General features: G+C 70.2%; 20 protein-coding genes and 1 tRNA gene. 13 read left to right on the forward strand and 8 right to left on the reverse strand.

All coding sequences use genetic code 11. The features are described 5' to 3' along the window. The first annotated feature begins 188 nt into the window (after window positions 1–188). Window positions 189–2318, forward strand: a complete 2130-nt coding sequence (locus NS3_RS11305; protein ID WP_245649565.1) for an N-acetylmuramoyl-L-alanine amidase — start codon at window positions 189–191, stop codon at window positions 2316–2318. Window positions 2319–2438: 120 nt separating this feature from the next. On the opposite strand, the gene NS3_RS11310 is transcribed toward NS3_RS11305, so the two are convergent. Continuing rightward, window positions 2439–3680, reverse strand: a complete 1242-nt coding sequence (locus NS3_RS11310) for a DUF1444 domain-containing protein (RefSeq protein ID WP_067857869.1) — start codon at window positions 3678–3680, stop codon at window positions 2439–2441. Between the two features lie 102 nt (window positions 3681–3782). Continuing rightward, on the reverse strand, window positions 3783–4583 hold the full coding sequence (locus NS3_RS11315; protein ID WP_067857872.1) for a Cof-type HAD-IIB family hydrolase: 801 nt from the start codon (window positions 4581–4583) through the stop codon (window positions 3783–3785). Window positions 4584–4785: 202 nt separating this feature from the next. On the opposite strand from NS3_RS11315, the gene NS3_RS11320 reads away from it, so the two are divergent. From NS3_RS11320 to NS3_RS11365, 10 genes are all read left to right on the forward strand, one after another. Next, window positions 4786–5763 carry an ABC transporter permease gene (locus tag NS3_RS11320; protein ID WP_067858233.1) on the forward strand — a complete coding sequence of 326 codons (978 nt, stop codon included), beginning with the start codon at window positions 4786–4788 and terminating at the stop codon, window positions 5761–5763. A 55-nt stretch (window positions 5764–5818) separates the two neighbouring features. After that, window positions 5819–6736: an ABC transporter permease gene (locus NS3_RS11325; protein WP_067857877.1), complete on the forward strand. Its 918-nt coding sequence runs from the start codon at window positions 5819–5821 to the stop codon at window positions 6734–6736. Then, window positions 6733–8859 carry a dipeptide ABC transporter ATP-binding protein gene (locus NS3_RS11330; RefSeq protein ID WP_245649566.1) on the forward strand — a complete coding sequence of 709 codons (2127 nt, stop codon included), beginning with the start codon at window positions 6733–6735 and terminating at the stop codon, window positions 8857–8859. The genes NS3_RS11325 and NS3_RS11330 overlap by 4 nt, the downstream gene beginning before the upstream one ends. Before the next feature lie 10 nt (window positions 8860–8869). Next, window positions 8870–10552 carry an ABC transporter family substrate-binding protein gene (locus NS3_RS11335; protein ID WP_067857880.1) on the forward strand — a complete coding sequence of 561 codons (1683 nt, stop codon included), beginning with the start codon at window positions 8870–8872 and terminating at the stop codon, window positions 10550–10552. A 43-nt stretch (window positions 10553–10595) separates the two neighbouring features. Next, window positions 10596–12260 (forward strand): ABC transporter family substrate-binding protein, encoded by a 1665-nt coding sequence (locus tag NS3_RS11340; RefSeq protein WP_067857883.1) that lies wholly within the window; start codon window positions 10596–10598, stop codon window positions 12258–12260. Beyond that, window positions 12257–12940, forward strand: a complete 684-nt coding sequence (locus NS3_RS11345; RefSeq protein WP_157101282.1) for a hypothetical protein — start codon at window positions 12257–12259, stop codon at window positions 12938–12940. Before NS3_RS11340 ends, NS3_RS11345 begins: the two co-directional genes overlap by 4 nt. 116 nt (window positions 12941–13056) lie before the next feature. Continuing rightward, window positions 13057–13878: a FadR/GntR family transcriptional regulator gene (locus NS3_RS11350; protein WP_067857889.1), complete on the forward strand. Its 822-nt coding sequence runs from the start codon at window positions 13057–13059 to the stop codon at window positions 13876–13878. After that, entirely contained in the window at window positions 13875–14528 is a 654-nt protein-coding gene (locus NS3_RS11355) for a sterol desaturase family protein (protein WP_067857892.1), read from the forward strand. Before NS3_RS11350 ends, NS3_RS11355 begins: the two co-directional genes overlap by 4 nt. Window positions 14529–14744: 216 nt before the next feature. After that, entirely contained in the window at window positions 14745–15722 is a 978-nt protein-coding gene (locus NS3_RS11360) for a DUF8832 domain-containing protein (protein ID WP_084495376.1), read from the forward strand. A 33-nt stretch (window positions 15723–15755) separates the two neighbouring features. Continuing rightward, entirely contained in the window at window positions 15756–18050 is a 2295-nt protein-coding gene (locus NS3_RS11365; protein ID WP_067857895.1) for a heavy metal translocating P-type ATPase, read from the forward strand. A gap of 29 nt (window positions 18051–18079) precedes the next feature. Here the strand turns inward: NS3_RS11365 and NS3_RS11370 are convergent, their stop codons facing one another. The 4 genes from NS3_RS11370 to NS3_RS11385 form a co-directional block, all read right to left on the reverse strand. After that, complete coding sequence (locus NS3_RS11370; RefSeq protein ID WP_067857898.1) at window positions 18080–18877, reverse strand: RNA polymerase sigma factor SigF; 798 nt, start codon at window positions 18875–18877, stop codon at window positions 18080–18082. Then, window positions 18870–19304 carry an ATP-binding protein gene (locus NS3_RS11375; RefSeq protein WP_067857901.1) on the reverse strand — a complete coding sequence of 145 codons (435 nt, stop codon included), beginning with the start codon at window positions 19302–19304 and terminating at the stop codon, window positions 18870–18872. Before NS3_RS11375 ends, NS3_RS11370 begins: the two co-directional genes overlap by 8 nt. A 106-nt stretch (window positions 19305–19410) precedes the next feature. After that, window positions 19411–19486, reverse strand: a tRNA-Gly gene (locus NS3_RS11380). A 92-nt stretch (window positions 19487–19578) separates the two neighbouring features. Beyond that, window positions 19579–20328 carry a lysophospholipid acyltransferase family protein gene (locus NS3_RS11385; RefSeq protein WP_067857904.1) on the reverse strand — a complete coding sequence of 250 codons (750 nt, stop codon included), beginning with the start codon at window positions 20326–20328 and terminating at the stop codon, window positions 19579–19581. 117 nt (window positions 20329–20445) lie between these two features. Between NS3_RS11385 and NS3_RS11390 the strand changes: the two genes are divergently transcribed. Further along, the gene (locus NS3_RS11390) at window positions 20446–21432 is read left to right on the forward strand and encodes a hypothetical protein (protein WP_067857907.1); all 987 of its coding nucleotides are present in this window, start codon (window positions 20446–20448) and stop codon (window positions 21430–21432) included. Between the two features lie 90 nt (window positions 21433–21522). Next, the gene (locus NS3_RS11395) at window positions 21523–23058 is read left to right on the forward strand and encodes a Rieske 2Fe-2S domain-containing protein (RefSeq protein WP_067857910.1); all 1536 of its coding nucleotides are present in this window, start codon (window positions 21523–21525) and stop codon (window positions 23056–23058) included. A 61-nt stretch (window positions 23059–23119) separates the two neighbouring features. Here the strand turns inward: NS3_RS11395 and NS3_RS11400 are convergent, their stop codons facing one another. Next, the gene (locus NS3_RS11400; protein WP_245649567.1) at window positions 23120–24088 is read right to left on the reverse strand and encodes a DMT family transporter; all 969 of its coding nucleotides are present in this window, start codon (window positions 24086–24088) and stop codon (window positions 23120–23122) included. A gap of 31 nt (window positions 24089–24119) precedes the next feature. Further along, on the reverse strand, window positions 24120–25406 hold the full coding sequence (locus NS3_RS11405) for an MFS transporter (protein WP_067858242.1): 1287 nt from the start codon (window positions 25404–25406) through the stop codon (window positions 24120–24122). Between the last annotated feature and the right edge of the window lie 40 nt (window positions 25407–25446).

Below are 25446 nucleotides of genomic sequence, written 5' to 3' on the forward strand. Positions count from 1 at the left end.
CACTCCCACCTCGTCGGCATGTCTCCCGGACCAGCCGCACTCCGGGGGCTACATTCGAGCAATCACGGATCTAACCCTAAACCAGAGGTTTATATTTGTGGTGAATGTGAACCAGTGTGATGGCTGTTCTTTCCGGACACAACCCCGATCCAACGCCTGATCACTGTTCGATCCGATGGGAGAGACCTGTGCCGTACCCCAAGCCGAAACGTTCCTTCGTGCTACCGATGGTGACCACCATGGCGGTCGCCGCCCCACTGGCAGCGCTGGCGATGAGCGACTCGGCGGAGGTCCGCTCCGTCAACGAATCGGAGATGGCCGCGGTACCGGCTCAGCTGGCGAACGTGGTCCTGAACCAGGCCGCCGACATCACCCTCCCACTGCGCGAACTGACCGGACTCGACCTCCCCGACCTACGCTTGTCCGACCTCCGCGCACTACCACTACCCGCCGCTGAACTGCCGGTTCCCGAGGCGACTCCCCCCGCCCCGGCGGACCCGGAGACCATCGCCGCTCCAGGCGACCTGCCCGAGGGCATCACGCCCGACTCGCCCGCGCTGGCCCCCGGCGTGTTGCCGCAGGAGTTGCTCGATCAGCTCGGCGCACAGGTCAAGGAACTGTCCAGGGACACCCCGTTCAGCATGGTCGCGCTCACCGCGCCGGACCTGTCGGGCACCACCGCGATGATCCGCGCGCGCGGCGCCGACGGCAGCTGGGGCGAGTGGTATCCGGCCGCACAGCTCGACGCCGGCGTCGCCGGCACCGCTGCGGCGAGCGCCGCCGACGGCACCGAGCCGGTCTACGTCGGCGACACCACCGCGGTCCAGATTCTGATCAGTCGCAAACCTGTCGCAACGGATGCGCAAACATCAAGCAGTGCAGCGCAATCCGATATTGCCACGCCGATCGCGCACCCCGATTTCGATCCGGCGCAGGCGATCGACGATCTCACCGCGGTGCTCATCGATCCCGGCCGTGGCGCGCTCGACGACTCGCTGCACGAGGTCGCCGCCGCGCTGCCCAACGGCGGACCGAACGTGATCACCCGCGGCCAATGGGGCGCCGACGAATCCATCAACTGCCAGGACCCCACCTACGACGACGGCCTCGGCGGCGTCACCGTGCACCACACGGCCGGGCGCAACGACTACACCCGCGCCGAGTCGGCGGGCATCGTCCGCGCGATCTACACCTACCACTCGCAAACCCTCGGCTGGTGCGACATCGGCTACAACGCCCTGGTCGACAAGTACGGCCAGATCTTCGAGGGCAGGCGCGGCGGGCTCGACCGCCCGGTGCAGGGCGCCCACGCGGGCGGGTTCAACGAGAACACCTCCGGCGTGGCGCTGATGGGCAATCACGAATCGGTGCCGCCGACGGAGGCCGCGATCCAGTCGATCGGCTCGTTCATCGGCTGGCGCACCCGGGTCGCCGGGCTCGACCCCCTCGGCCATACCGTCATGTGGTCGGAGGGCACCGAGTTCACCCCGTACGCGCGAGGCGAGGAAGTGGAGCTGCCGATCGTGTTCGCGCACCGCGACGTCGGCTACACCACCTGCCCCGGCGACGCCGCCTACGGGATGATGGACCGCATCCGCGAGATCGCCGCGGGTACGCCCGGCTCCTCCGCGCCGAGGCGCGTCGGATCCGATCTCGCCGCGCTCGCCCAGCTCACCGCCCGGCTGCTGAGCATGGTCAACGACAATCTGATCGCCAAGCACTACGCCGCCACCGGCGGCCCGAACGGCCCCCTGGGCGAGGCCACCTCCGAACCGCTGCCCGCCGTGCACGGCCAGCAGTACGCGAAGTTCGTCAACGGCTACGTCTACACCGCCCCCGACGGCAACGCGGTGGAAGTGGCCGGCGCGATCCTCGACCGGTTCCTCGCCATGGGCGCGGACTCCGGCATCCTCGGCCTGCCGTTGTCGAGCCCCTACCCCGTGCCCGACGGCCTGCGCTCGGACTTCCAGCACGGCTCGCTCATCCTGAACCAGCTGACCGGCATCGTCACCACGGTCTGGAAGACCTACAACGACGACTACCAGGAGATGAGCCGTCACCCGGCCGCGGGTCATGAAGGCGCTCCCGCCCCGGCCGACGCAGTGCCTGCCCCGGCCGACACAGTCCCCGCCCCGGCCGACACAGCCCCCGCCCCGGCTACTCCCCCGGCGCCGGAACCGGGCCCCGGCCCGGCGCCCGCAGGCGTACCGTCCGAGGGCTCGCCCCAGGAATCAGCCCCCGACGGCGCTGTCCCAGTTCCCGGCCAGGACGGCGCCGTCCCCCCGGCAACCGGCCCCGAGGCCCCGGCCCCCGCCTAGCGCTGTCGTGTCGACCGGTCTCGGGACAGCTGACCACTTCCTGCCGGGCGCCGGGCACTCCCGCGACCGGCGATACCGCCACCGGCACTCCTGCGCCGGGCAGTACTACGAGCCCGCCGATCAGGACGCGTTGGCCGCCGCCAGCCGTGCCACCGTCGCGTGGTCGGGATGGCATTCGACCCGGTAGCGCTCCGGAAACAGCCCCGGCACCGGCCGCAAGGCCAGTTCGCGCGCCAGATCCGCCCAGGCGACCTCGACGGCGGTGCCCGACTCCGCGGAGGTCAGCACCACGCGGTCGGCGTGCGGCAGCAAGGTCGGCACGGCATCGACCCACGGGGTCATGGTGGACTCGACGCCGTCCCGGTCGCGAAGGTGGAGGAGTTGCCCGGGCAACAGATCGGTGGTCTCGTTCTCGAGGTCGGCGCGCAACCCGGCGTACTGGTCGCTGTAGACCGAGGCGGACAGCGTCGATTCCGCCGACCGGATCCCGAGCCAGGCCGGATGCCCGGGCGGCACCTGGAACGGAACCAGCCGACCGTACTGGTCGGCGGTATAGGGCACCGGTGAGACCGGCCGGTCCGCCTCTTCGTAGAGTTCTCGCGCGAATTCGACCAGCTCGGCGGCGCGCTGCGGCGAGGTGACCGCACCCGCGAGGACACCGGCACTGCCCGCGACGAAAGCCATGACCTCGCAGCCATATCTGTCGCGCAGCGCGCCGATCCAACCGGGCACCAGCGGCAACGCGCCCGCGTAGAGGTCGCCGTCCTCGTCGGCCAGGTACAGAATCGGGTCGTCGGTCTGCCCGAACGCTTCGACGGTGGCTCGGGCGAGACCGGCCAGGTTGGCGCGGGCGGTGGCGAACACTGTCTCCGCGTCGACACCCCAGGTGGTCAGATCATGCGGTGTCACCGTGGTCATGGCCGCCGGGGCGTCGATGACGACCCGTTCCATCAGTCCCGCCACCACCGGCCGCCACAGCGTGTTCTCGGCGAGGCTCTGTCCCTCGACCCGAGTCGAGAGGATTCCGGCCTGCCGCAGCACCGGACGCAGTCGCGGCGCGAGAGCTTCCCACGACTCCATCGGGTCCGTCGCCACGGCGTCGACCAGACCGCGCACGTAGGGCTCGAGCACCTGGCGGGCGAGGGCCCCCGTCGCACCACGACAACGCCGGAACGGCGTGGTCAGCCCCATATGGAATACCTGACCGTCCGGGGTCCCGTAACGGATCACGAATTCCCGCTCGTCGAATTCCGCACCGGCGACGCCGGGCTGGGCCCGCACGATCGACAACGCGAGGTGCCCGAACTCCCGCTGCGCGCCCCCGTCACGCCCACGCCTGCCGAACCAGCTTCCGATTCCCATACCGCCCTCGCTCCCGCCCCACCGGCCGTTCGCGGCAGAACCGCGAGACGTTACCAGAGCTGTGCGGAAACTATTGCGGCACAAACCGATACGAGGTCGGGACTACTTCCACCACCGTTCGAGCACCCTGGCCACGCCGTTGTCGACGTTGGTGGCGGTGACCTCGTTCGCGGCGGCGATCGCCTCGGCGTGCGCGTTGGCCATCGCCACCCCGTGCCCGGCCAGTTCCAGCATCGGCACGTCGTTGGGCATGTCGCCGAAGGCGATCACCCGGTCCTGGTCGATGCCCAGCCGCTGTGCCACGGTGACGAGACCGGAGGCCTTGGTGATGCCCGGCGCGGACAGTTCGATCAGGCCGTGGTCGGTGGAGTAGGTGATGTCGGCCCGGTCGCCGACGTAGGGGGCCAGCGCCGCGCGCATCTGCCCGCTGTCGGCGCCGCGTAGCCGGATGAGCAGTTTGATGGCGGGCGCGGCGACCACCTCGTGCCGCGCGACCGCGGTGTCGTCGGGGTTGAGCCAGGCGTGTTCGTATTCCGGCGCGCTCACGAACTGCGGGGTCGCGGCGTCGTGCGCCGAGGCGCCGACCCGTTCGGCGGCCAGCCCGCAGCCGGGCAACACCCGTTCGGCGATCTCGGCGACCAGGGCGAGGGTCTCGACCCCGAGGGTGTAGGCGGCCATGATCCGGTCGGTGGCGCTGTCGTAGATCACCGCGCCGTTGGCGCAGACGCACAGCGGCGCGTGGTCGAGGCCTTCGACGATCGGATCGACCCAGCGCGGCGGCCTGCCGGTGGCCAGCACGAACGGCACACCGTCGGCGACGAGCGCGGTCACGACCGCCTTGGTACGGTCGCTGACCCGTTCGTCGTGGTCGATCAAGGTGCCGTCGACGTCGGTGGCGACCATCGTCGGCCGAGGCAGGTGCAAGCGCGTCACTTGTCCATACTGCCGGAAAAGCGTCTCGGACCGGTTGCGAAGTCGCCGGGCGGCAAACATGCCCGACCTGCGACAGTGCCGCACGCGCATCGGCCCTCGTCCCTATGATCAGGGTCCGATACCCGCACACCTGCCCGAACGAGTGAGCCAGCCCGGCGAAGGACCAGAACTGATGATCGGCTTCCTGCTGCGACGCGCCGCGAACTACGTGGTGTTGCTGCTGCTGGCCTCGTTCCTGACCTTCGCCGTCGCCGGCCTGACCTTCCGTCCACTGGACAGCCTCGAGCAGCGCAATCCGCGACCGCCACAGTCGGTGATCGACGCCAAGGCCGCTGAACTGCACCTGGACGAGCCGATCCCGCAGCGCTATCTGACCTGGGTGAGCGGCGCGGTCCGCGGTGATTTCGGGACCACGCTGGCCGGGCAGCCCGTGAGCGAGGAACTGGGCAGACGGGTGGGGGTGAGCCTGCGACTGCTGGTCATCGGCTCGGTGCTCGGCACGGTGCTGGGTGTGCTGATCGGCGCCGCCGGCGCGATACGCCAATACAGATTCAGCGACTACCTCACCACCATCGTCTCGCTGGTACTGCTGAGCACGCCGATCTTCCTGCTCGCCACGCTGCTGAAATATGGTGCGCTGGAGATCAATTCGATGACCGGTCAGCGCATCTTCCTCTATACCGGTGAGACTTCCGCGCATCGGATCGAGGGGCTGTGGCCGCAATTGCTGGACCGGCTCCAGCATCTGGTGCTGCCGACGCTGGCGCTGGCGCTCGGCGCGATGGCCGGCTACAGCAGGTATCAGCGCAACGCCATGCTCGATGTGCTGGGAAGCGATTTCATCCGCACCGCGCGAGCCAAGGGCCTGACCAGGCAGCGCGCGCTGTACAAGCACGGCCTGCGCACCGCCCTGATCCCGATGGCGACGTTGTTCGCCTACAGCCTGGGCGGCCTGATCACCGGAGCCACGTTCACCGAGAAGATCTTCGGCTGGCACGGTGTGGGGGAATGGCTGGTGGACTCGGTCAACGCCCAGGACATCTACGTGGTGGTGACGGTGACGGTATTCACCGGCGTGGTCGTGCTGGTGTCGGGACTGCTGTCGGACATCGTCTACGCCGTGCTGGATCCTCGGGTGCGGGTCGGATGAGCGGCCGTCGCGGCGAGCGCCGGATGCGGCGCCGGGATACGAGGGGCGGGCGGATGTGACCGAAGCCGAGATCATCGTTGCCGGAGCGCCACAGGCGGCTACCGGCAGACGCGCACTGGTGTGGCGGCGGTTCCTGCGCAACAAGCCCGCGGTGGTGGCGGTGGTGGTGCTGATCCTGCTGGTGCTCGCCAGTTTCGTGCTGCCGCACTTCCTGCCCTACGACTACCTGGACCAGGACCGCACCGCACTACGGCAGCCGCCGAGCCCGGATCACCCCTTCGGCACCGACCCGATCGGCCACGACGTGCTCGCCCAGACCCTGCGCGGCGCCCAGAAATCGCTGATCATCGGGTTCTGTGTGGCGGTGTTCAGCACCGTGCTCGCCGCGATCGCGGGGTCGGTGGCCGGGTTGCTCGGCGGGTGGACCGATCGGGCGATCATGTGGCTGGTCGACCTGCTGCTGGTGGTGCCCTCCACGATCATCATCATGCTGTTCGCCCCCAAGGTGAAGGGTGGCGGCGGGATCGCGATGCTGGTGGTGCTGCTGAGCGTGTTCGGCTGGATGATCAGCGCGCGCATCGTGCGCGGCTTGACGATGAGCCTGCGCGAACGCGAATTCGTGCGCGCGGCACGCTATATGGGCGCGCCGACCCGGACGGTGATCGCCACCCACATCGTGCCCAACATCGCCTCGATCCTCATCATCGACACCACTCTCTCGGTGGGCGCGGCGATCATGGCCGAAACCGGTTTGAGCTTCCTCGGTTTCGGCGTGCAGCCGCCGGATGTGTCACTGGGCACCCTGATCCGCGACGGCACCGCCTCGGCCCTGACCTATCCGTGGTTGTTCCTGTTCTCCGGCGGATTCCTGGTCACGGTGGTGCTGTGCGCGAATCTCGTCGGCGACGGGCTGCGGGACGCGTTCGACCCGAGCGCCAAGGGCGCGCGCAAACGAAAGCGGGCCGAGGCATGAGCGACGAGGCCCCCCACAACGGCGGCACAGGCAAACGCGACACAGGCAACGGCGGCACGGGCGGCCGCGACGATCGCGCCGACGGGACGGGCCGCGACCGGCCGGACGCACTGCTGGAGGTCAGGGACCTACGGGTGTCCTTCCCCGGCGAGGAGGGCCGCATCGACGCCGTCCGTGGGGTCGATCTGACCGTCGGCGAGGGCGAAGTGCTCGCCGTGGTCGGCGAATCCGGGTCGGGCAAGTCGGTGTCGGCGCTGGCGATGATCGGGTTGCTGCCCGACCAGGCCCGAGTGACCGGTTCCATCCGGTTGCGCGGGCGCGAACTGATCGGCCTGGGCGACCGCCCGATGTCGAAGCTGCGCGGCCGCTCGATCAGCATGGTGTTCCAGGACCCGCTGTCGGCGCTGACCCCGGTGTACCGGGTCGGCGATCAGGTGGCGGAGGCTCTGCTCGCGCACGGCCGGATGAACCGCAAGCAGGCCGCGGAGCGCGCGGTGGAGCTGCTCGATCTGGTCGGCATCCCGGACGCGGCGGTGCGCGCGAAGGCGTTCCCGCACGAGTTCTCCGGCGGCATGCGCCAGCGGGTGGTGATCGCCATGGCCATCGCCAACGATCCCGCGCTGATCCTGTGCGACGAGCCCACCACCGCACTCGACGTGACCGTGCAGAAGCAGATCCTCGACCTGCTGCGCACCGCCCGCGACATCACCGGCGCGGGCGTCGTCATGATCACCCACGACATGGGCATCGCCGCGACGCTGGCCGACCGGGTGGCGGTGATGTACGCCGGGCGGGTGGTGGAGACCGCGCCCGCCGCCGACCTGTTCGGCGAGCCGCGCATGCCCTACACCGTGGGCCTGCTCGGCTCCATCCCGAGGATGGACAGTCCCGCGCGCAGTCCGCTCATCCCCATCACCGGCGCGCCGCCCGCGATGCACGCCCTGCCGCCGGGGTGCGCGTTCGCCCCGCGCTGCCCGGTCGCGCTCGACGAATGCCGCACGACCGATCCGGTCCTGGCGGCGACGGGCGACAACGGCTCCGCCGCCTGCATCCGCACCCGCGAATTGACCGCCACCGACCTGTTCGCCGCGTATCGCCGCGAACTGGACCGCACGGGTGCCCATACCGAGGACGAGGCATCGCCCGCCCGGGTCCGCGAGACCGGCTCGACCACAGCCGGTTCCGCCACGAAGACTGGCACCGACGCCGAGGGGGATGCTCGCTCCGCAACGACCAGCTCCCCTGGCCGCGCGGCGACCTCCACCGCCGAGGACGCCCCGGGATCCGGCACCACCCCCGCCACGGCGGGCGAGGCCGGGTCGGACCGGGCGGTGGTCCTGCGGGTGACCGATCTGGCCAAGACCTACCCGCTCACCTCGGGAGTGATCCTGCGCAGGCGGACCGGCGAGGTGCGCGCGGTCGACGGGATCGACTTCGAGGTGTACGAGGGCCGCACGCTGGCGCTGGTCGGGGAGTCCGGGTCGGGCAAGTCGACCACGCTGACCCAGATCCTGGATCTGGCGCCGCCGGAGCGGGGCCGGATCGAGGTGCTCGGCCACGATGTCGCCACGCTCACCAAGGCGCAGCGGCGGCAGTTGCGGCGCAAGATGCAGATCGTCTTCCAGGATCCGACCGCGGCGCTGGACCCGCGATTGCCGATCTCGGATGTGCTGGCCCAGCCGCTGCGCATCGACGGGCGATCGCGCGCGGAGATCGCGCGGCGGGTGCCTGAACTGCTCGAGCTGGTGGGATTGCGTCCCGAGCACGCCGAACGCTATCCGGCCGATTTCTCCGGCGGGCAGAAGCAGCGCATCAGCATCGCCAGGGCGCTGGCACTGGACCCGGAGCTGTTGGTGCTCGACGAGCCGGTGTCCTCGCTGGACGTGTCCATCCAGGCGGGTGTGCTGAATCTGTTGCGGCAGTTGCAGGCCGATCGCGGGCTGTCGTACCTGTTCGTCTCGCACGATCTGTCGGTGGTGCGCAATCTCGCGCACGACATCGCGGTCATGCACCGGGGCAAGATCGTGGAATCCGGGCAGGCCGAGCAGGTGCTCGGCGACCCACGGCACCCGTACACGCGGGCGCTGATCGACGCGGTGCCGACACCGGCGCTGTCGCGGTAGGAGGTAGACCATGGGTGAGCGCGCATCGCGGCGGCTACTGACCGGGCTGGTGGCGGGCACGCTGTTCGCCGCGACCCTGGCGGGTTGTTCGGCGGACGACCGATCCGCCGAGGGCCTGTCGGACGCGATCGGCAGCACCAGCGACGTCAATCCGGTCGAGCGCGACCTGATCGCCGAGGGCGGCAATCTGCGGCTGTCGGTCGCCGCCTTCCCGGCGAACTGGAACACCCTGTCGATCGACGGCAACGAAGGCGATATCGCCTCCATCACCCATGCGATGATGCCGCGTTCGTTCGTCTCCGACGCGGCGGGCAGACTCACCGTCGACACCGACTTCTTCACCGATGTCGCGCTGACGAACACCGCCCCGCAGCAGGTCACCTACACGATCAACCCGAGCGCGACGTGGTCCGACGGCAGCCCGGTGACCTGGGCCGACATCGCCTCTCAGGCCGCCGCGCTGAGCGGTCGCGACCCCCGGTTCGAGATCGCCATGACCAACGGCTTCGACCGGGTCGCCCGGGTGGAGCCGGGCGTGGACGAGCGCCAGGCGGTGATCACCTTCGAACGGCCCTACGCCGAGTGGCGTGGCCAGTTCGCCGGCAACGCGATGCTGTACCCGAAGTCGGTGACCGCCGACCCCGAGGCGTTCAACGAGAGCCTGACCGACGAGATGGGCCCGACCGCGGGCCCGTTCCGCATCCGGTCCACCGACCGCGCCCAGGGCCGGATCGTGCTCGAACGCAACCCGCTGTGGTGGGGAAAGACGCCCAAACTCGACACGATCACCTTCAGCGTGCTCAGCAGCGTCGCGCGCGTATCCGCTCTGCAGAACGACGAATTGGACGTCTCACCGCTCAACACCGTCGACGAGGTGCTGCTCGTCCGCGACACCCCGGGTCTGCAGGTACGGCGCGCGCCGGGTAATCGCTGGCGGCACATCACCTTCAACGGCGCGCCCGGTTCGATCCTGGCCGATCCGGGCTTACGGGTCGCGATCGGCAAGGCGATCGACCGGCAGGCCATCGCCTCGGCCCTGCAGAACGGGCTGGTGGAGTCCCCGACGCCGCTGAACAACCATGTCTACCTGCAGGGCCAGGAGGGGTACCAGGACAACGCCCCTGCCTTCGATCCGGCGGCCGCCGAACGCGAGCTCGACGACCTCGGCTGGGTGCGTCAGGGCGCCGTGCGGGTCAAGGACGGGCGCGAACTGGTGATCCGCGACGTCATGTACGACGATCCGGCCTGGGTGCAGATCGCGCGGATCATCCAGGACGATCTGGCGCGGATCGGGGTGCGCCTGCAGATCGACACCCGTCCGGGAGCGGGCTTCTTCACCGATGTCATCCAGCCCGGCGATTTCGACGCCGCCCAGTTCATCTTCCAGGGCGACGCCTTCCCGCTCAGCAGCGTGCCGCAGACCTACGGGCTCTATCCGGACAATACGCAGAACAATTTCGGGCGGATCGGTTCCCCGGAGCTCAACGAGCTGATCGAGGCTACGCTGTCCGAACTCGATCCGCAGCGGGCGATCGAGCTGGCCAACGAGGTCGACCGGGCGGTGTTCGCCGAAGGCCATTCACTGCCGCTGTACCAGTGGGACGGCAGTTACGGCGCGCGCGCCGACCTGGCCAACTTCGGCTCGCCGGGTCTGGCGACCTACGACTACACCGCCATCGGCTTCGTCCGGTGAACCCGAATCCTTCGCGTACGGCGCGACATCCAGGGAGGCGACGATGAAGATACGGTCGGCCATGCGATTCGCGGGCCCGATGCTCGCGATCGGTCTGGTCCTCGCGGCCTGTGGCGGCGACACCGGCGAACTCCTCGGCGAGTCCGCCGTGGGATCGACCAGCGACATCAATCCGCGCGACCCGGGTGAGCTGCGCGACGGCGGCAATCTTCGGCTGGCGCTCACCGCTTTCCCCGCCACCTTCAACGCCCTGCATGTCGACGCCGACGGGGAGGTGTCCGATGTGCTGGCGGCGACGCTGCCCGGCACGGTGACCTCCGACGCGGCGGGCCAGATCTCGGTGGACCACAACTACTTCACCGACGTCCAGCTCACCGGCACCGAGCCCCAGCAGATCACCTACACCATCAACCCGGCGGCGGTCTGGTCCGACGGCACACCCATCACCTGGGAGGATCTCCGTTCCCAGGCGAACGCGTTGAGTGGACGCGACCCCGCCTACCGGGTGTCGGCCACCCAGGGCTACAGCCGGATCGCCTCGGTCGAGCGCGGCGTCGACGACCGGCAGGCGATCGTGACCATGTCCGACCACTACGCCGAATGGCAGGGCATCTTCAATCCGCTCTACCCGAAGGCCACCACCGAATCGCCGGAGACCTTCGAGAATCTGGACCGGCAGGCGCCGCGCGTGTCGGCCGGGCCGTTCGTGGTCACCGACATCGACCGCGCCCAGCAGCGCATCGTGCTGAGCCGCAATCCTTCCTGGTGGGGTGCGACGCCGAAGCTGGAGAACATCACCTTCAGCGTGCTCGACTACGCAGCGCGGCTGAACGCGCTGCAGAACAACGAACTGGACTCCGCGGACATCTCCGGCCTCGACGAGGCGACCGCCGCCGCGCAGTCGCCGGGACTGGTGGTGCGGCGCGCGCCTGCCCTTCGGTTCTCGCACATGACCTTCAACGGCGCGCCGGGCTCCATCCTCGCCGACGCCCGCCTGCGGGTGGCCGTCTCCAAGGCCATCGACCGTCAGGCCATCGCCTCGGCCATCCAGAACGGCCTCGTCACGGACCCGAAGCCGTTGAACAACCACCTCTACCTCGACGGACAGAAGGGCTACCAGGACAACGCGCAGGCGGTCGCCTTCGACCCGGCCGCCGCCGAACGCGAGTTCGACGCACTGGGCTGGGTGCGCGAGGGCGACGTACGGGTCAAGGACGGGCGCCCGCTCGAGATCCGCATCGTCATGTACCAGCAGCAGAGCTGGGTGCAGATGTCGCAGATCGCCCAGCAGAACCTGGCCCAGGTCGGCGTCCGGTTGAAGATCGAGACCTATCCGGGCAACGGCCTGTTCACCGACGTCATCGACCCGGGCAACTTCGACATCGCGAACTTCGTCTGGGAGAAGAGCATCTTCCCGCTCGGCGCGCTGCCGCAGATCTACGCCTACGACCCGGCCAACCCGTTGAGCAACAAGGGCAGGATCGGCTCGCCGGAACTCAACGAACTCATCGAGCGCATCATCTCCGAACTCGACCCGGACAAGGCGATCGAGATGGCCAACGAGGCCGACCGGATGATCTTCGAACTCGGTTTCTCGCTGCCGCTCATGCAGTCCGTCGGCCTCGTCGCCCAGCGCGCGGAACTCGCCAACTGGGGCGCGTTCGGCCTGCAGTCGGAGGACTGGACGAAAGTCGGCTTCCTGCAGTGATTTCCGGGACGGGCGCGCGGGCGCACCCGCTCGCCTATCCGCTCGGGGTAACCGTTGCCACGCTCGCCGTGTGCGCGGCGGTCCTGCCGTTCGGCACGGCCGATCAGCGCGCGGGGGCGGCGGCGGTGGCGCTGGTCGTGCTCGGCTACAGCGGGATTCGCCTGGCCAGGGCACTCGGCGCGCTGCCGCACGGGTTGCCCGACGAGGTGTGGACCTCGGGGTCGCCGGTGCGCCGTGTCCGTCAGCAGCACCGCCTGGTGAGCCGGTCGTGGCTGGAATTCGGCGCGCCGGGGCGGCCGGACCGACGGTGGCTGCCGGTGTACTTCACCCCGGAACTGGTGGGGCTCACCGCATCCGGGGCGCGAGTGGGCGCGCGACACATCGAGGTCGCGGGCGTGCGGATGTTCCCGGCCGGACGAGCGCGTGACACCGAACCCGCCGGTCGGCTGTTCGACAACCCGGTGCGCCCCGCCCCGGATGCCGAGCAGCGGGCACGCGCCGCGAACCGCCCGTCCCGGCGGCTGCTGCTGGACGCCCAACCCGCCGTCGCGGCACCGGTCGCCGCCCTGCTGTGGGTCTACCTCGACGGCGGTGGTTTCGGCGCTTTTCTCGGCGCGCTGTGCGTCGCGTCAGCGGCCGCCGTGTGGCTGACCGCCATCCGGGGCTCCGACCCGAGCTGACAGGCGTTCGTCCGCGCTGAGGGGTCCCGTCCGCCGGTACCGCGCACCTGCTGCCGTTGCGCGATTTGCTGGTATTACCACTTGACCAGTTGACCAGTGAGGCGCAGAGTGGGCGCATGGCATTGCAACCAGTCGTCAAGCGATCGGTGTCGGCGGAGGTCTTCGAGCAGATCGCCGACGAGGTACTCAGCGGTGAACGAGCCCCCGGTTCGGCGCTGCCCAGTGAACGGCAACTCGCCGAGGCGCTCGGCGTGTCCCGGCCCGCGGTGCGGGAGGCACTGCAGCGGCTGGCCGGGGCCGGGCTGGTCTCGGTCCGCCAGGGCGACACCACGACAGTGCTGGACTACCGGCGAGGCTCCGGCCTGGAGATCCTGCCGCGACTGCTGATCCGGCAGGGCACCGTCGACCCCACCGTGGCCCGCAGCATTCTCGAGGCCCGGCTGCACAACGCGCCCAAGGTCGCGGAATTGGCCGCGCTGCGCACCCGGTCCGCGGATCACGAGAGCCTGCGCCGCTCCCTCGAGAAGAGCCTCGCCGCGCTGGCGAGCGAGACCGAGCCGATCGCCCTGCAGGTGCACGCGCTCGAATTCTGGGAGCACCTGGTCGACGCGGCCGACTCGCTGGTGTTCCGCCTGATGAACAACATGCTGCGCGCCGCCTACGAGCCCGCGCTCGCCGCACTGGCCCCGCTCATGACGCTCGAGGTCGGCAACGCCGCCGGGTATCGCGCGGTGGCCGAGGCGGTACTGGCCGGCGATGCCGCCGCCGCCGCCGAACGCGCGCACACACTCCTCGCACCCGCGACCACCAGCCTGATCGCCGCTCTGGACAGCGCCATCTCCGCCTCCGAAGACCGCGCTTCCGAAACTCCCGTGTCCGCACAATCCGCGGCCGCGCAATCCGACGAACCGATCACGCACAGCGAGGTGTCCTCATGACCGGAACGACCGTCCGCAGGGGGATGACCCTGCGCGAGGCCCGAACCGAATTCGTCCATCACCCCTCCCCCTGGCTGATCGGGATCACGCTGGTCGTCGCGTCGGCCGCGCGCGTGACCGTCGGCGACTGGCAACCGACCGACGCACTGGTGCCGCTGCTGATCCTGGCGACCTTCCCCCTGGTCGAATGGGTGATCCATGTGCTGGTGCTGCACTGGCGGCCCAAGCGGATCGGGCCGGTCCGACTGGATTCCGAGCTCGCCCGCAAACACCGCGAGCACCACGTCGATCCGCGCGACATCCCGCTGATCTTCATCCCGACCCGCTCGCTGCTCGTCGTCATCGCCGCGCTGGCGGCGATCGCGGTGTTCGCCTTCCCACGGCTCGGCCTCGGCCTGACCTTCGTGCTCACCGTGGCGACGCTCGGGCTCTGCTACGAGTGGACACACTTCCTGATCCACACCGACTACAAGCCGCGCCACGCGCCCTACCGGGCGATCTGGCGCAATCACCGCCACCACCACTACAAGAACGAGCACTTCTGGTTCACGGTGACCAGTTCCGGTACCGCCGACCGGCTCTTCGGGACCTACCCCGATCCCGCGAAGGTGCCCACCTCCCCGACCGCGCGTCACCTGCACGGCGCCTGAGCCACCTCCCGCACAGCCCCGGCGGCGACACCGCCGACATTTGACAAAATACCCCAGGGGGGTATCGTCGGAACTGACCGGCGGTACCGCCCGAACCATCGCGCCCCACCGGTCGGCCCAGATCTCCGCCATCAATTGGCATCGACCGAAGGAGTGTGCGATGCGCCCGCAGAGCAGTCCGACAACCTCCGGGACCACGGCAGCCGGTGGCCTCGCATGAAGACCGCCACCAAGTTCGCCGGCTTCGCCGTGGGGATCGCCGCGGTCTTCGCAGCCGCGCTGGGGATCGGCGCGCTGGTCGGCCCCACCGGAACCACCACCGATCCCGCCGGCCACGACGTCCACACCCCGGACGACGGCGAGGCGAGCGGTGATTCCCGGCCGGGCGGCCTGCTCGTCACCGACGACGGCTACACCCTGCAACTGGAGAAGGCTCCGGCCGCCGGGGCGCCGCTGCGGCTGCGCATCCTCGACGAGAACGGCACTCCGCTCACCCGCTACACCACCAGCCACGACAAGGACCTGCATCTGATCGTGGTCCGCCGCGATCTGACCGCCTTCCAGCATGTGCACCCGGTCCTCGGCACGGACGGCGCCTGGAGCGTGCCGGTGGACCTGACCCGCGCGGGCGACTACCGGGTGTTCGCCGACTTCGTGCCCGAGGGCGGCGAGAACCTCACGCTGGGCGCGGACCTGCACGTGGCGGGCGACTACGACCCGCGGCCGCTGCCCGCCCCCGCGAAGACCGCCACCGCGAACGATTACACCGTGACCCTGGACGGCACGGTGACCGCGGGCGCCGAATCGACGGTCACCCTCTCGGTCGCGCGCGACGGACGCCCGGTCACCGACCTGGAGCCCTACCTCGGCGCGTACGGCCACCTGGTCGCGTTGCGCGGTGCCGACCTCGCCTACCTGCACGTCCACCCCGAAGGCCGTCCCGGTGACGGCACCACCCCCGCCGGACCCGGCATCACCTTCGCGATGACCGCGCCGAGCCCGGGCGACTACCGCCTGTTCCTGGACTTCCGGCACGAAGGCGTCGTGCGCACCGCCGAATTCACCGTGACGGTGCCCTACGAGACCCGAGAGCGTCCGGTGGGCGCCACCGGCACGACCGCACCGAGCACCCAGACACCGAGCACCGTGCCGGGCCGAGCCCCCGGCGACCAGCACGGCGACCACGGCCACTGAGTCGCACCCGTGCCACATCGAACGGAGCACCCCATGAGCACCGCCACACCCACGCTGTCGCAGCGGGCCCCTCAGCTGATCGAACTGCAGATCGGCGGGATGACCTGCGCCTCCTGCGCCAACCGCATCGAGAAGAAGCTCAACCGCCTCGACGGCGTGACGGCCACGGTCAACTACGCGACGGAGAAGGCCGCCGTCGAGATCACCGGCGATCTGACCCCCGAGGACCTCATCGCCACCGTCGAGGCCACCGGATACACCGCCGAGCTGCCCCCGCCGCCCGCCTCCGCCTCCGCCGCCCCGGCGCAGGCGCAGGCCGAACCCGCCGATCCCACCGACGCGCTCCGGCAGCGCCTGACCGTCTCGGCGCTGTTGAGCGTCCCGGTGATCGCGCTGGCGATGGTCCCGGCCTGGCAGTTCGACTACTGGCAGTGGCTGTCGCTGACGCTGGCCGCTCCGGTGGTGGTGTGGGGCGCGTGGCCGTTCCACCGAGCCGCCTGGGTCAACCTGCGCCACGGCGCGGCCACCATGGACACCCTGGTCTCGATCGGCACGCTGGCCGCCTTCGGCTGGTCGCTGTACGCGCTGTTCCTCGGCACGGCGGGCACGCCGGGCATGACGCACCCGTTCGATCTCACCATCGCCAGGGCCGACGGCAGCGGCAACATCTACCTCGAGGCCGCCGCCGGCGTGACCACCTTCCTGCTGGCCGGGCGCTACTTCGAGGCCAGGTCCAAGCGCACCGCGGGGGCGGCGCTGCGCGCGCTGCTCGAACTCGGCGCGAAAGAGGTCACGGTGCGGCGCGGGAAGACCGAACAACGGATTCCGATCGAGCAGCTCGCCGTAGGCGACGAATTCGTGGTGCGGCCGGGCGAGAAGATCGCCACCGACGGCGTGGTCGTGGAAGGCGCCTCGGCCGTGGACGCCTCGATGCTGACCGGTGAATCGGCGCCGGTCGAGGTCGGCGTCGGAGACGCGGTGACCGGGGCGACGGTCGATGTCGGCGGCCGCTTGGTGGTACGTGCCACCAGGATCGGCGCCGACACCCAGCTGGCTCAGATGGCCCGGCTGGTGGAGCAGGCGCAGACCGGCAAGACCCAGGCACAGCGGCTGGCCGACCGGATCTCCGGGGTGTTCGTGCCGGTGGTCATCGCGCTGGCGGTCGCCACGCTCGGCTTCTGGCTGGGCACCGGCGGTTCGGTGGCGGCGGCGTTCACCGCGGCGGTCGCGGTGCTGATCATCGCCTGCCCGTGCGCGCTCGGCCTGGCCACCCCGACGGCGCTGCTGGTCGGCACCGGCCGCGGCGCGCAGCTCGGCGTGCTGATCAAGGGGCCCGAGGTGCTGGAATCGACCCGGCGCGTGGACACCATCCTGCTCGACAAGACCGGCACCGTCACCACCGGCAAGATGGCCCTGCGCGAGGTGATCCCCGCCGAGGGCGAGGATGCCGACCGGGTGCTGGCGCTGGCGGGCGCGCTGGAGCATTCCTCCGAGCATCCCATCGCACGCGCGATCGCCGACGCCGCCCGCGAGAAGACCGGCGAACTCGAGCAGGTGCGCGATTTCGCGAATCTGGCGGGTCTGGGTGTGGAGGGCGTCGTGGACGGACGCCGGGTGCTGATCGGGCGGGCCAGGCTGCTCGCCGACCGCGACGTGGCGCTGACCGGAGAACTCGCCGACGCGCTCTCGGCCGCCGAGCACAGCGGCGGCACCGCGGTCGCGATCGCCTGGGACTCCCCCGCGGGCCGACTCGCACCGCGCGGCGTCCTGGTGGTCGCCGATGCGGTGAAACCGACCTCCGCGCAAGCGGTCTCGCAACTGATCGGGCTCGGTCTGACTCCCATCATGGTGACCGGTGACAACGCGTCCGTGGCGCGCACCATCGCCGACGAGGTCGGCATCGACGAGGTGATCGCCGGGGTGCTGCCGCAGGACAAGGCGGCGGTGGTGCGGCGGCTGCAGGACGAGGGCAAGGTCGTGGCGATGGTCGGTGACGGCGTCAACGACGCCGCCGCGCTCGCGCAGGCCGATCTGGGCCTGTCCATGGGTACCGGCACCGACGTGGCGATCGAGGCGGGCGATCTGACGCTGGTGCGCGGCGACCTACGCGCCGCCGTCGACGCCATCCGGCTGTCCCGGCGCACCCTGGGCACCATCAAGGCCAATCTGTTCTGGGCCTTCGCCTACAACGTCGCCGCCATCCCGCTGGCGATGGCCGGACTGCTCAACCCGATGCTGGCGGGCGCGGCGATGGCCTTCTCCTCGGTCTTCGTGGTCAGCAACAGCCTGCGCCTGCGCGGATTCTCCTCCTCGGGCGGCGCGCACTGAGCCCGGCGAAACCGAGCCCGGGGGCAGATTCAGTCGCGCAATGCCTGCTCGCGCAAGCTCTTCAGGGTGCGCGACAGGATGCGCGACACCTGCATCTGCGAGCAGCCGAGTTGCTTGGCGATCTGATCCTGCGACATCGATTGGAAGAAGCGCATCTCCAGCACCCGGCGCTCGCGATCGGGCAGCGCCGCGATGAGCGGTCGGACCGCGAGATAGTTCTCCACCGTGGTGTATTCGGGATCTTCCTCACCGAGCGTCTCGGCGAGCCCGGGCATCCCGGATTCCTCGCTGCTCGCCGAACCGTCGATCGAGGAGGTCTGGTAGGCATTGCGCGCGACCAGTGCCTGGGTCACCTCGGCGATGTCGACGTCGAGTTCTTCGGCGATCTCACGCGCCCTCGGCACCCGACCGAGCCGCTGGGTCAGCGTCTCGATCGCCGGGTTCAGGGTCGCCTGCAATTCCTTGAGTCTGCGCGGCACCCGCACCGACCAGGTGTGATCGCGGAAATGCCTGCGCACCTCGCCCATGATCGTCGGCACCGCGAAGGCCAGGAACGGCGCGCCCTGCGCCGGATCGAAGCGGTCCACCGCCGCGACCAGGCCGACCCTGGCGATCTGCAGAAGATCCTCGAAGTTCTCCCCGCGACCGCTGAACTTGCGAGCGATGTGCTCGGCCAGCGGCAGGCAACGCTCGATCAGATCCTCGCGCAGCTCACGATGGCGCGGATCGTCCTCGTCGAGGGCGGCCAGCTCGGCGAACTCGGGTTCCAGATCCTGGTAGCCCCTGACCTCCGGCTCCGCCGGATCGGCGGGGACGGCGTCAGGCATCGGCGCGTCCGCGCGACCAGCGGAAGTGCACGGTCGTGAGGTAACCGCCGGAGGCGTCGCGGGGGCCGGTGTCGATCGACACCGATTCGGTGAGGGTGGTGAGGATGTGCCAGCCGAATCCGGTGCGGTCCGGGCCGTCCTCGGTGACGGTGCGCGCGGTGACGGAGATGTCCATCGAGGCTTCGCCGTACGCGAGCGAACAGTCCAGATCGGTGCCCGGTACCGCGTCCTGCATGAGCGCGGTGGCCACCTCGTCGAGCGCCAGCCGGATGTCGGCGACCTCGTCGATGCCGAAATCGGCGATCAGTGCGATGGTCTCGGCCAGAGCGCGCAGCATGACCAGCTGGTCGTAGCGTGCGGGTACGCGCACACCGATGGTGGTGGTTCGTGTCGCCGCCGAGGGGAACACCTTCTCGCCCTTACCCATAGGAGTACTCCTGGATGCGCTGCTGTCGAGCCCGGACCGTCAGCGTACCGCTGCGGCGATTGCGGACATGACGCGGGCCACGGCACGCCGTCAGGAACTTCTCGCGTGGAGCGGATGACGGGATTCGAACCCGCGACCCTCACCTTGGCAAGGTGATGCGCTACCAGCTGCGCTACATCCGCGTGCCCGGCCGCTTCGACCGTGCGATCGAGAACTCTAGTCGTCCGGCCGCCCGGCACAAAATCGCCTGGTCACCGGGCCGCGCGCGGAGGCGTCAGTCGCCGGCCGCGGCTCGCTTGGCATGGCGTTCGGCGATCTCGGCGGCATCGAGCGCGTCGGCCTCCGCCAGCGTGGGCGCGCTGCCGCCGAGCCGGGCGGGCACCCAGTAGGCGCCCGGCTCGTGTGCGTAGTTCTCCTGCAATCCGGCCAGCAGGCGCTGCATGGTCGAATGCAGCAGCTCGGTCAGCTCCGCGGGCGGCAGGTTCGGCGCGATCGGCTCGCCCACCGCGATGGAGATCGGGGTGTTCGTGCGGCCCAGGCGTTTCGGGTGTCCCTTGGTCCAGACCCGCTGGGCGCCCCAGATCACGACGGGGATGATCGGCACGTCCGCTTCGATCGCCATCCGCGCGGCGCCGGACTTGAATTGCTTGATCTCGAAGCTGCGGCTGATCGTCGCCTCCGGGTAGACGCCGACCAGTTCACCGCGCTTCAGGTACTCGACGGCGGCCAGGTAGGAATCGGCGCCCGCGACACGGTCGACCGGAATGTGCTTGAGCGCGCGCATGATCGGGCCGGAGATCGCATTGTCGAATACCTCCTTCTTGGCCATGAACCGGACATAGCGCTTCACCCGGCGCGCGGGCAGGCCCGCGTAGGTGAAGTCGAGATAGCCGGTGTGGTTGATCGCGAGCACGGCGCCACCCCGGGCCGGGATGTGCTCGGCGCCGGTGACGGTGAACTTCAGGCCCTGGGCGAAGAAGACGGTCCGGGCCAAGCCGATGATCGTCCGGTAGACGGGTTCCACAATTCCGCTAGCGTAGTCGCAGCATCGCCCGACCGGAACGGCCGCCGCCGGAAACCCGCGTCGACGCGCCGCCGCACCGGCCCCATCCGCACCTGCCAGCGAAAGAGGATCGTCGAAGTGGAACGTGCCCGTCCGCACGCGAGTGAACACGACCGGACAGCAGCACGCGGAGCGGGCGCGCCGCGCCGCGGCGGACGCGCGCTGACCTGCGGTCTCGCCGCGGCAGCCCTGTTGCTCACCGGCTGCGACTCGGTATCGGGCATCCCGGTCGACGACGTGCCGTCCTCCTCCCCGGCCATCGAGGAGACCGTTTCGGCGGCGGGCACGGACGACGCCGAAACCTCGGGGACTTCGGGAACCATCGCGACCTCCGCGGTGCCCGCCCCCGCGCTCGCGCCGGTGCCCGACGACGCCCCCGAGGTCGGCGCGGTACCCGGCGTGCCCGAAGCCGTACCCGCGCTGCGCCGATGGGCCGCCGATCTGGAGAACGGCACCATCGCCGAACTCCAGGAGAAGTGCTGGACGCTGGCTCCCGGCAATGTGACGCAGATGTACCAGTACCCGCAGGGCGTGCTCGCCGCGCTCGCCGAGCCGGGCACCGCCACCGCCGACTCGGTGACCTGGGAGAGCGGCACGCTCACGGTGACCGTGGAGCGCGCGGCCCTGGCCGACGGCTACGCCTGCCCCCGGGTCGGCAGCGCGGGCGCGCCCGCGCAGTACAACGACGCCGATGCCAGGCACACCGTGCGCCGCTACCTCTCGCGCCTGGTCGGCGAACCGCTCGACCCGGCCGACACCGAGGACACGCACCCGCTGATCTGCGCCGCCTCACCCGCGGCCTGGGATCCCACCGGCAGCGGCGAGTCCGTGACCGCGCCACCGGCCGCGAATCCGCGCAAGCTGGAGGACGACTTCGGGGGCATCGCGGCGTTCACCGGCGAGCAGCTCACCTCGGCCTGGCTGTCGGCGGACTACATCACCGTCGACGCCCCGGTCACCGACGAGGACGGCACCACGCAGACCCACACCTTCACGCTGACCCAGCGCGAGACCGATTCGGGCAATTCGGCCGGCTACTGCATCGGCGACGTCACGACCTCGTAGGACCGAGGTCACCACCCGGGGCAGCCGCCTTCGGCACACATCCGCCAGCCACTACCCTGGGGTGCTGGCAACGGTCAGGAGGAACAGCTCGTGCAGATCACCAGCGTCGGACACGCCGGTTTCCACATCCGTACCGCGGCCGGGACGATCCTGTGCGATCCCTGGGTCAACCCGGCGTACTTCGGCTCGTGGGTCCCTTTCCCGGACAACAGCGGGCTGGACTGGGACGCCCTCGGCGACTGCGACTTCCTCTACGTCTCGCACCTGCACCGCGACCACTTCGACGCGAAGAACCTCGCCGAGCACGTCAGCAAGGACGCCACGGTGCTGCTGCCGGACTTCCCGGTGCCGGACCTGCGCCGTGAGCTCGAGAAGCTCGGCTTCCACAAGTTCTTCGAGACCGAGGACTCGGTCAAGCACACCGTCACCGGTCCCGGCGGCGAACTCGACATCATGATCATCGCGCTGCGCGCGCCCGCCGACGGGCCGATCGGCGACTCCGGGCTGGTCGTCTCCGACGGCGAGACCACCTGCTTCAACATGAACGACGCCCGGCCGGTCGACATGGACGTGCTGCACGAGGCCTTCGGCCACATCGACGTCAACCTGCTGCAGTACTCCGGGGCCATCTGGTACCCGATGGTCTACGACATCCCCTCGCGCACCAAAACGAACTTCGGCAAGCAGAAGCGCCAGCGCGGCATGGACCGCGCCCGCAGCTACATCGAGCAGGTCGGCGCCACCTGGGTGGTGCCCTCGGCCGGTCCGCCGGTGTTCCTGGACCCCGAGCTGCGCCACCTCAACGACGACCACGGCGACGAGGGCAATATCTTCCCCGACCAGATGGTCTTCCTCGAGCAGATGCGCATCCACGGCAACGAGGGCGGGATCCTGATGATCCCCGGCTCGGTCGCCGATGTGCGCGGCAAGGAACTCGAACTCACCCACCCGTTCGATCCGGACCGGATCTACGGCGACAAGGCCGCCTACATCGAGGACATGGCCCAGCGCTTCGCGCCGGTGCTGGAAGCCGAGAAGGCCACCTGGGCCACCGGCGAGGGCTCGCTGCTGGAACCGCTGAAGGCGCTGTTCGAGCCGATCATGGCGCAGAGCGATCTGATCTGCGACGGCATCGGTTACCCGGTCGGCCTGGTGCTCGGCGAGGAGACCGTGGTCCTCGACTTCCCCAAGCGGGTCGTGCGGGAGCCGATCGAGGGCGAGGGCCGTTACCGCTACGGCTTCCGCATCGCGCCCGAGTTGGTGCGCACCGTGCTGCGCGACAACGAGCCGGACTGGGTCAACACCATCTTCTTGTCCACCCGGTTCCAGGCCTGGCGCATCGGCGGCTACAACGAGTTCCTCTACACCTTCTTCAAGTGCCTCACCGACGAGCGCATCGCCTACGCCGACGGTTGGTTCTCCGAGGCCCACGACGACTCGGCCACCATCGAGCTGGACGGCTGGCAGGTGCAGCGCCGGTGCCCGCACCTCAAGGCCGACCTGTCGAAATTCGGTGTGGTGGAGGGCAATACCCTGACCTGCAACCTGCACGGCTGGCAGTGGGATCTGGAGTCCGGTCGCTGCAAGACCTCCAGGGGTCACGAACTGCGTTCCGGCAAGCTCTGATTCGCACCGGTCCGGTCGGGTCCGCGCCGATCGCCGGGAGTTCGAGGCCGGCGTCGCCTGCTCATTCCCGGGTCGTGCCCGGCCTTCGCGTCGCCAGGGCCAGCGCGATCAGCGTCAGGGCACAGCCGACGACGGCCCGGAGCGACACTCCGGGACCGCCCGGGACGAGCAGGTCCAGCAGCACCGAGGCGACGAGCTGGCCGGCCACCGAGGTGAGCCCGAGCAGCAGAACGCCGATCCAGCGCACCGTGACGGCGCCCAGCCCGATGAACGCGACCCCGATGGCGCCGCCGAGGTAGAGCCACGGCTCGGTCGGTAGCTCGCCGAACCCGCTCACGGTCAGCAGCACCACCGACTCCACCACGCACAGCGCCGCGAACCCGACCGCGAAATTGATCAATGTGGCCGGGGCCGGACCGCCCACCGCCCCGACCCGCCCGTTCACCGCCTGCTGCCAGGCCAGCCCGATCCCCGCCAGCGCGGGCAGCGCGATCAGCAGCACGTGCGGCGCCTCGCGCCAGGACTCCGGCAGCGCCAGACCGGCGGGCGTGGCGCCGGAGCGTCCGCCGGCGGCCAGGAACACCGCGCCGACGGCGATCACCGCCGCTCCAGCCCGCAACGGCGTCACCGGCGTGCGCCCGTTCGGCGCCAGCCCCAGCCGATCCACCACCAGACTGCTCACCAGTTGCCCGGCCACCACCGCCACCGTGAACGCGGTGACCCCGATCGCCGCCACCGTCAGCCCCTGGCTCGCCACGAAGAACGCCCCGCACAGTCCGCCGAGCAACTGCCACCCGCGGAGCCGTCCGTCCCCGAGGGCCGCCCGCACCTGCCCCAGCCCGCCCCGCAATCGCCCGCTCACCGCGAAGGCGACCACCAACAGCACCAGCCCGGTACCGAAACTGACGACCGCCGCGGCGATCCCGTCGTGCAACCGCGCCCCCAGCGCACCGTTGATCCGCGCCTGCACCGCCACACCCGCGCCGATGCCGAACCCGCACGCCACCCCCAACCTCATCCGCGCGGTCATGCCGGAAACCGTACCGGCGGCCCCGCGCCGATCAGCGAGCCACCTGCTCGGCCCGGCGGCGGGGAAGCCAGACGGGCGTGAGCGCCGCGATGACGAACATGGCCGAGCCGAGTATCGCGAGGGTGGCCGACATGGACAGCCAGGCGCCCGCCAGCGCCGCGACGCCGAAGACACCGAGCGCGACCACTTCGGCGAGCAGGCCGGACACCGAGGTCACCGTGGCACGGGCCGGTCCCTCGATCGCGTCCTGCAGCCGGGCATCGGCCACGATCTCGGCATTGAGGACCGCACCGTAACCGATCCCGATGGCGACGAACCCGGCGACGGTCAGCGGATACATCCACTCCGGCCTGCCCACCGCGGCCCCGGCGACCAGCGCGCCGCCGACGAACAGCACACCGCCCGCGGCGACCATCCAGGCCAGCGCCCGCGCCGAGAACGAGCTCGTCCGCCCGGCCAGCAGCGTGCCCGTCATCGACCCGGCCACGGTCACGCCGATCAGCACCGGTACCACCGTGGTCGAGACGCCCGCCGACTGCGCCAGCAGCGCGAAGTACTCGTCGTAGGCGGTGATGCCGAACAGCAGCGCCCCGAGCAGCACGCCACGCCGCACGCCGCGCACCCGCCACGTCTCCGCGACGCCGGCCCGGAGCATCGCCAGATAGCGCGTCACCGTCGACTCGGCGCCGAGGTCGAGTTCGGCGGCCGCGGCCGGCCTGCCCACGGCGTACGCGGGAGCGTGTCCGACGGGGACCACATCCGCGGTTCCCTCCTCCGGCGCGGCCACCGCCTTGGGCGCGTTCGGCAACAGCAGACAGATCGCGGTGTGCACCACCGCCATCGACACGCTCACCCACCCGACCAGCGCGTAGCCGCCCAGGGCGTACAGCGGCGCGGCCGCGAGGATCGCCACCATCACGGTGGTCTCGGCGGCGGCGCGGGCGTAGCCCATCAGGCGGGCGTAGGCGCCGGTCCGCGCACGGGCGGCGAGTTCGTCGTACATCAGCGCCTCGAAGGTGCCCGACTCCAATGCGCCGGACACACCCCACAGCACGAAACCGAGCGCGAATCCGAGGTAGGACGGTGTGACGGTCCAGAGGGTGAAGGCGCCCGCGACCAACCCGCCGCTGAGCACGAGCAGTCCGCGTCGCGAGACCGTGTCCGCCCATGCGCCGGAGGGCACCTCGAGCACGAACGAAGTCACCGACCAGAGTGCGAGCAAAGAGGAGATCTGCGCGGTGTTCAGGCCGTGGTCGGCGAACAGCAACGCATAGAGGGCGTAGAGCGGGACGCATTCCCGTGAGCCCTTGAACAGCACCGCGCGCACGGCCAGGTTCGACTGGGAACCAGGGCGGCGC

The organism is Nocardia shimofusensis NBRC 100134 (assembly GCF_001613125.1).
Taxonomy (GTDB): Bacteria; Actinomycetota; Actinomycetes; order Mycobacteriales; family Mycobacteriaceae; genus Nocardia; species Nocardia shimofusensis.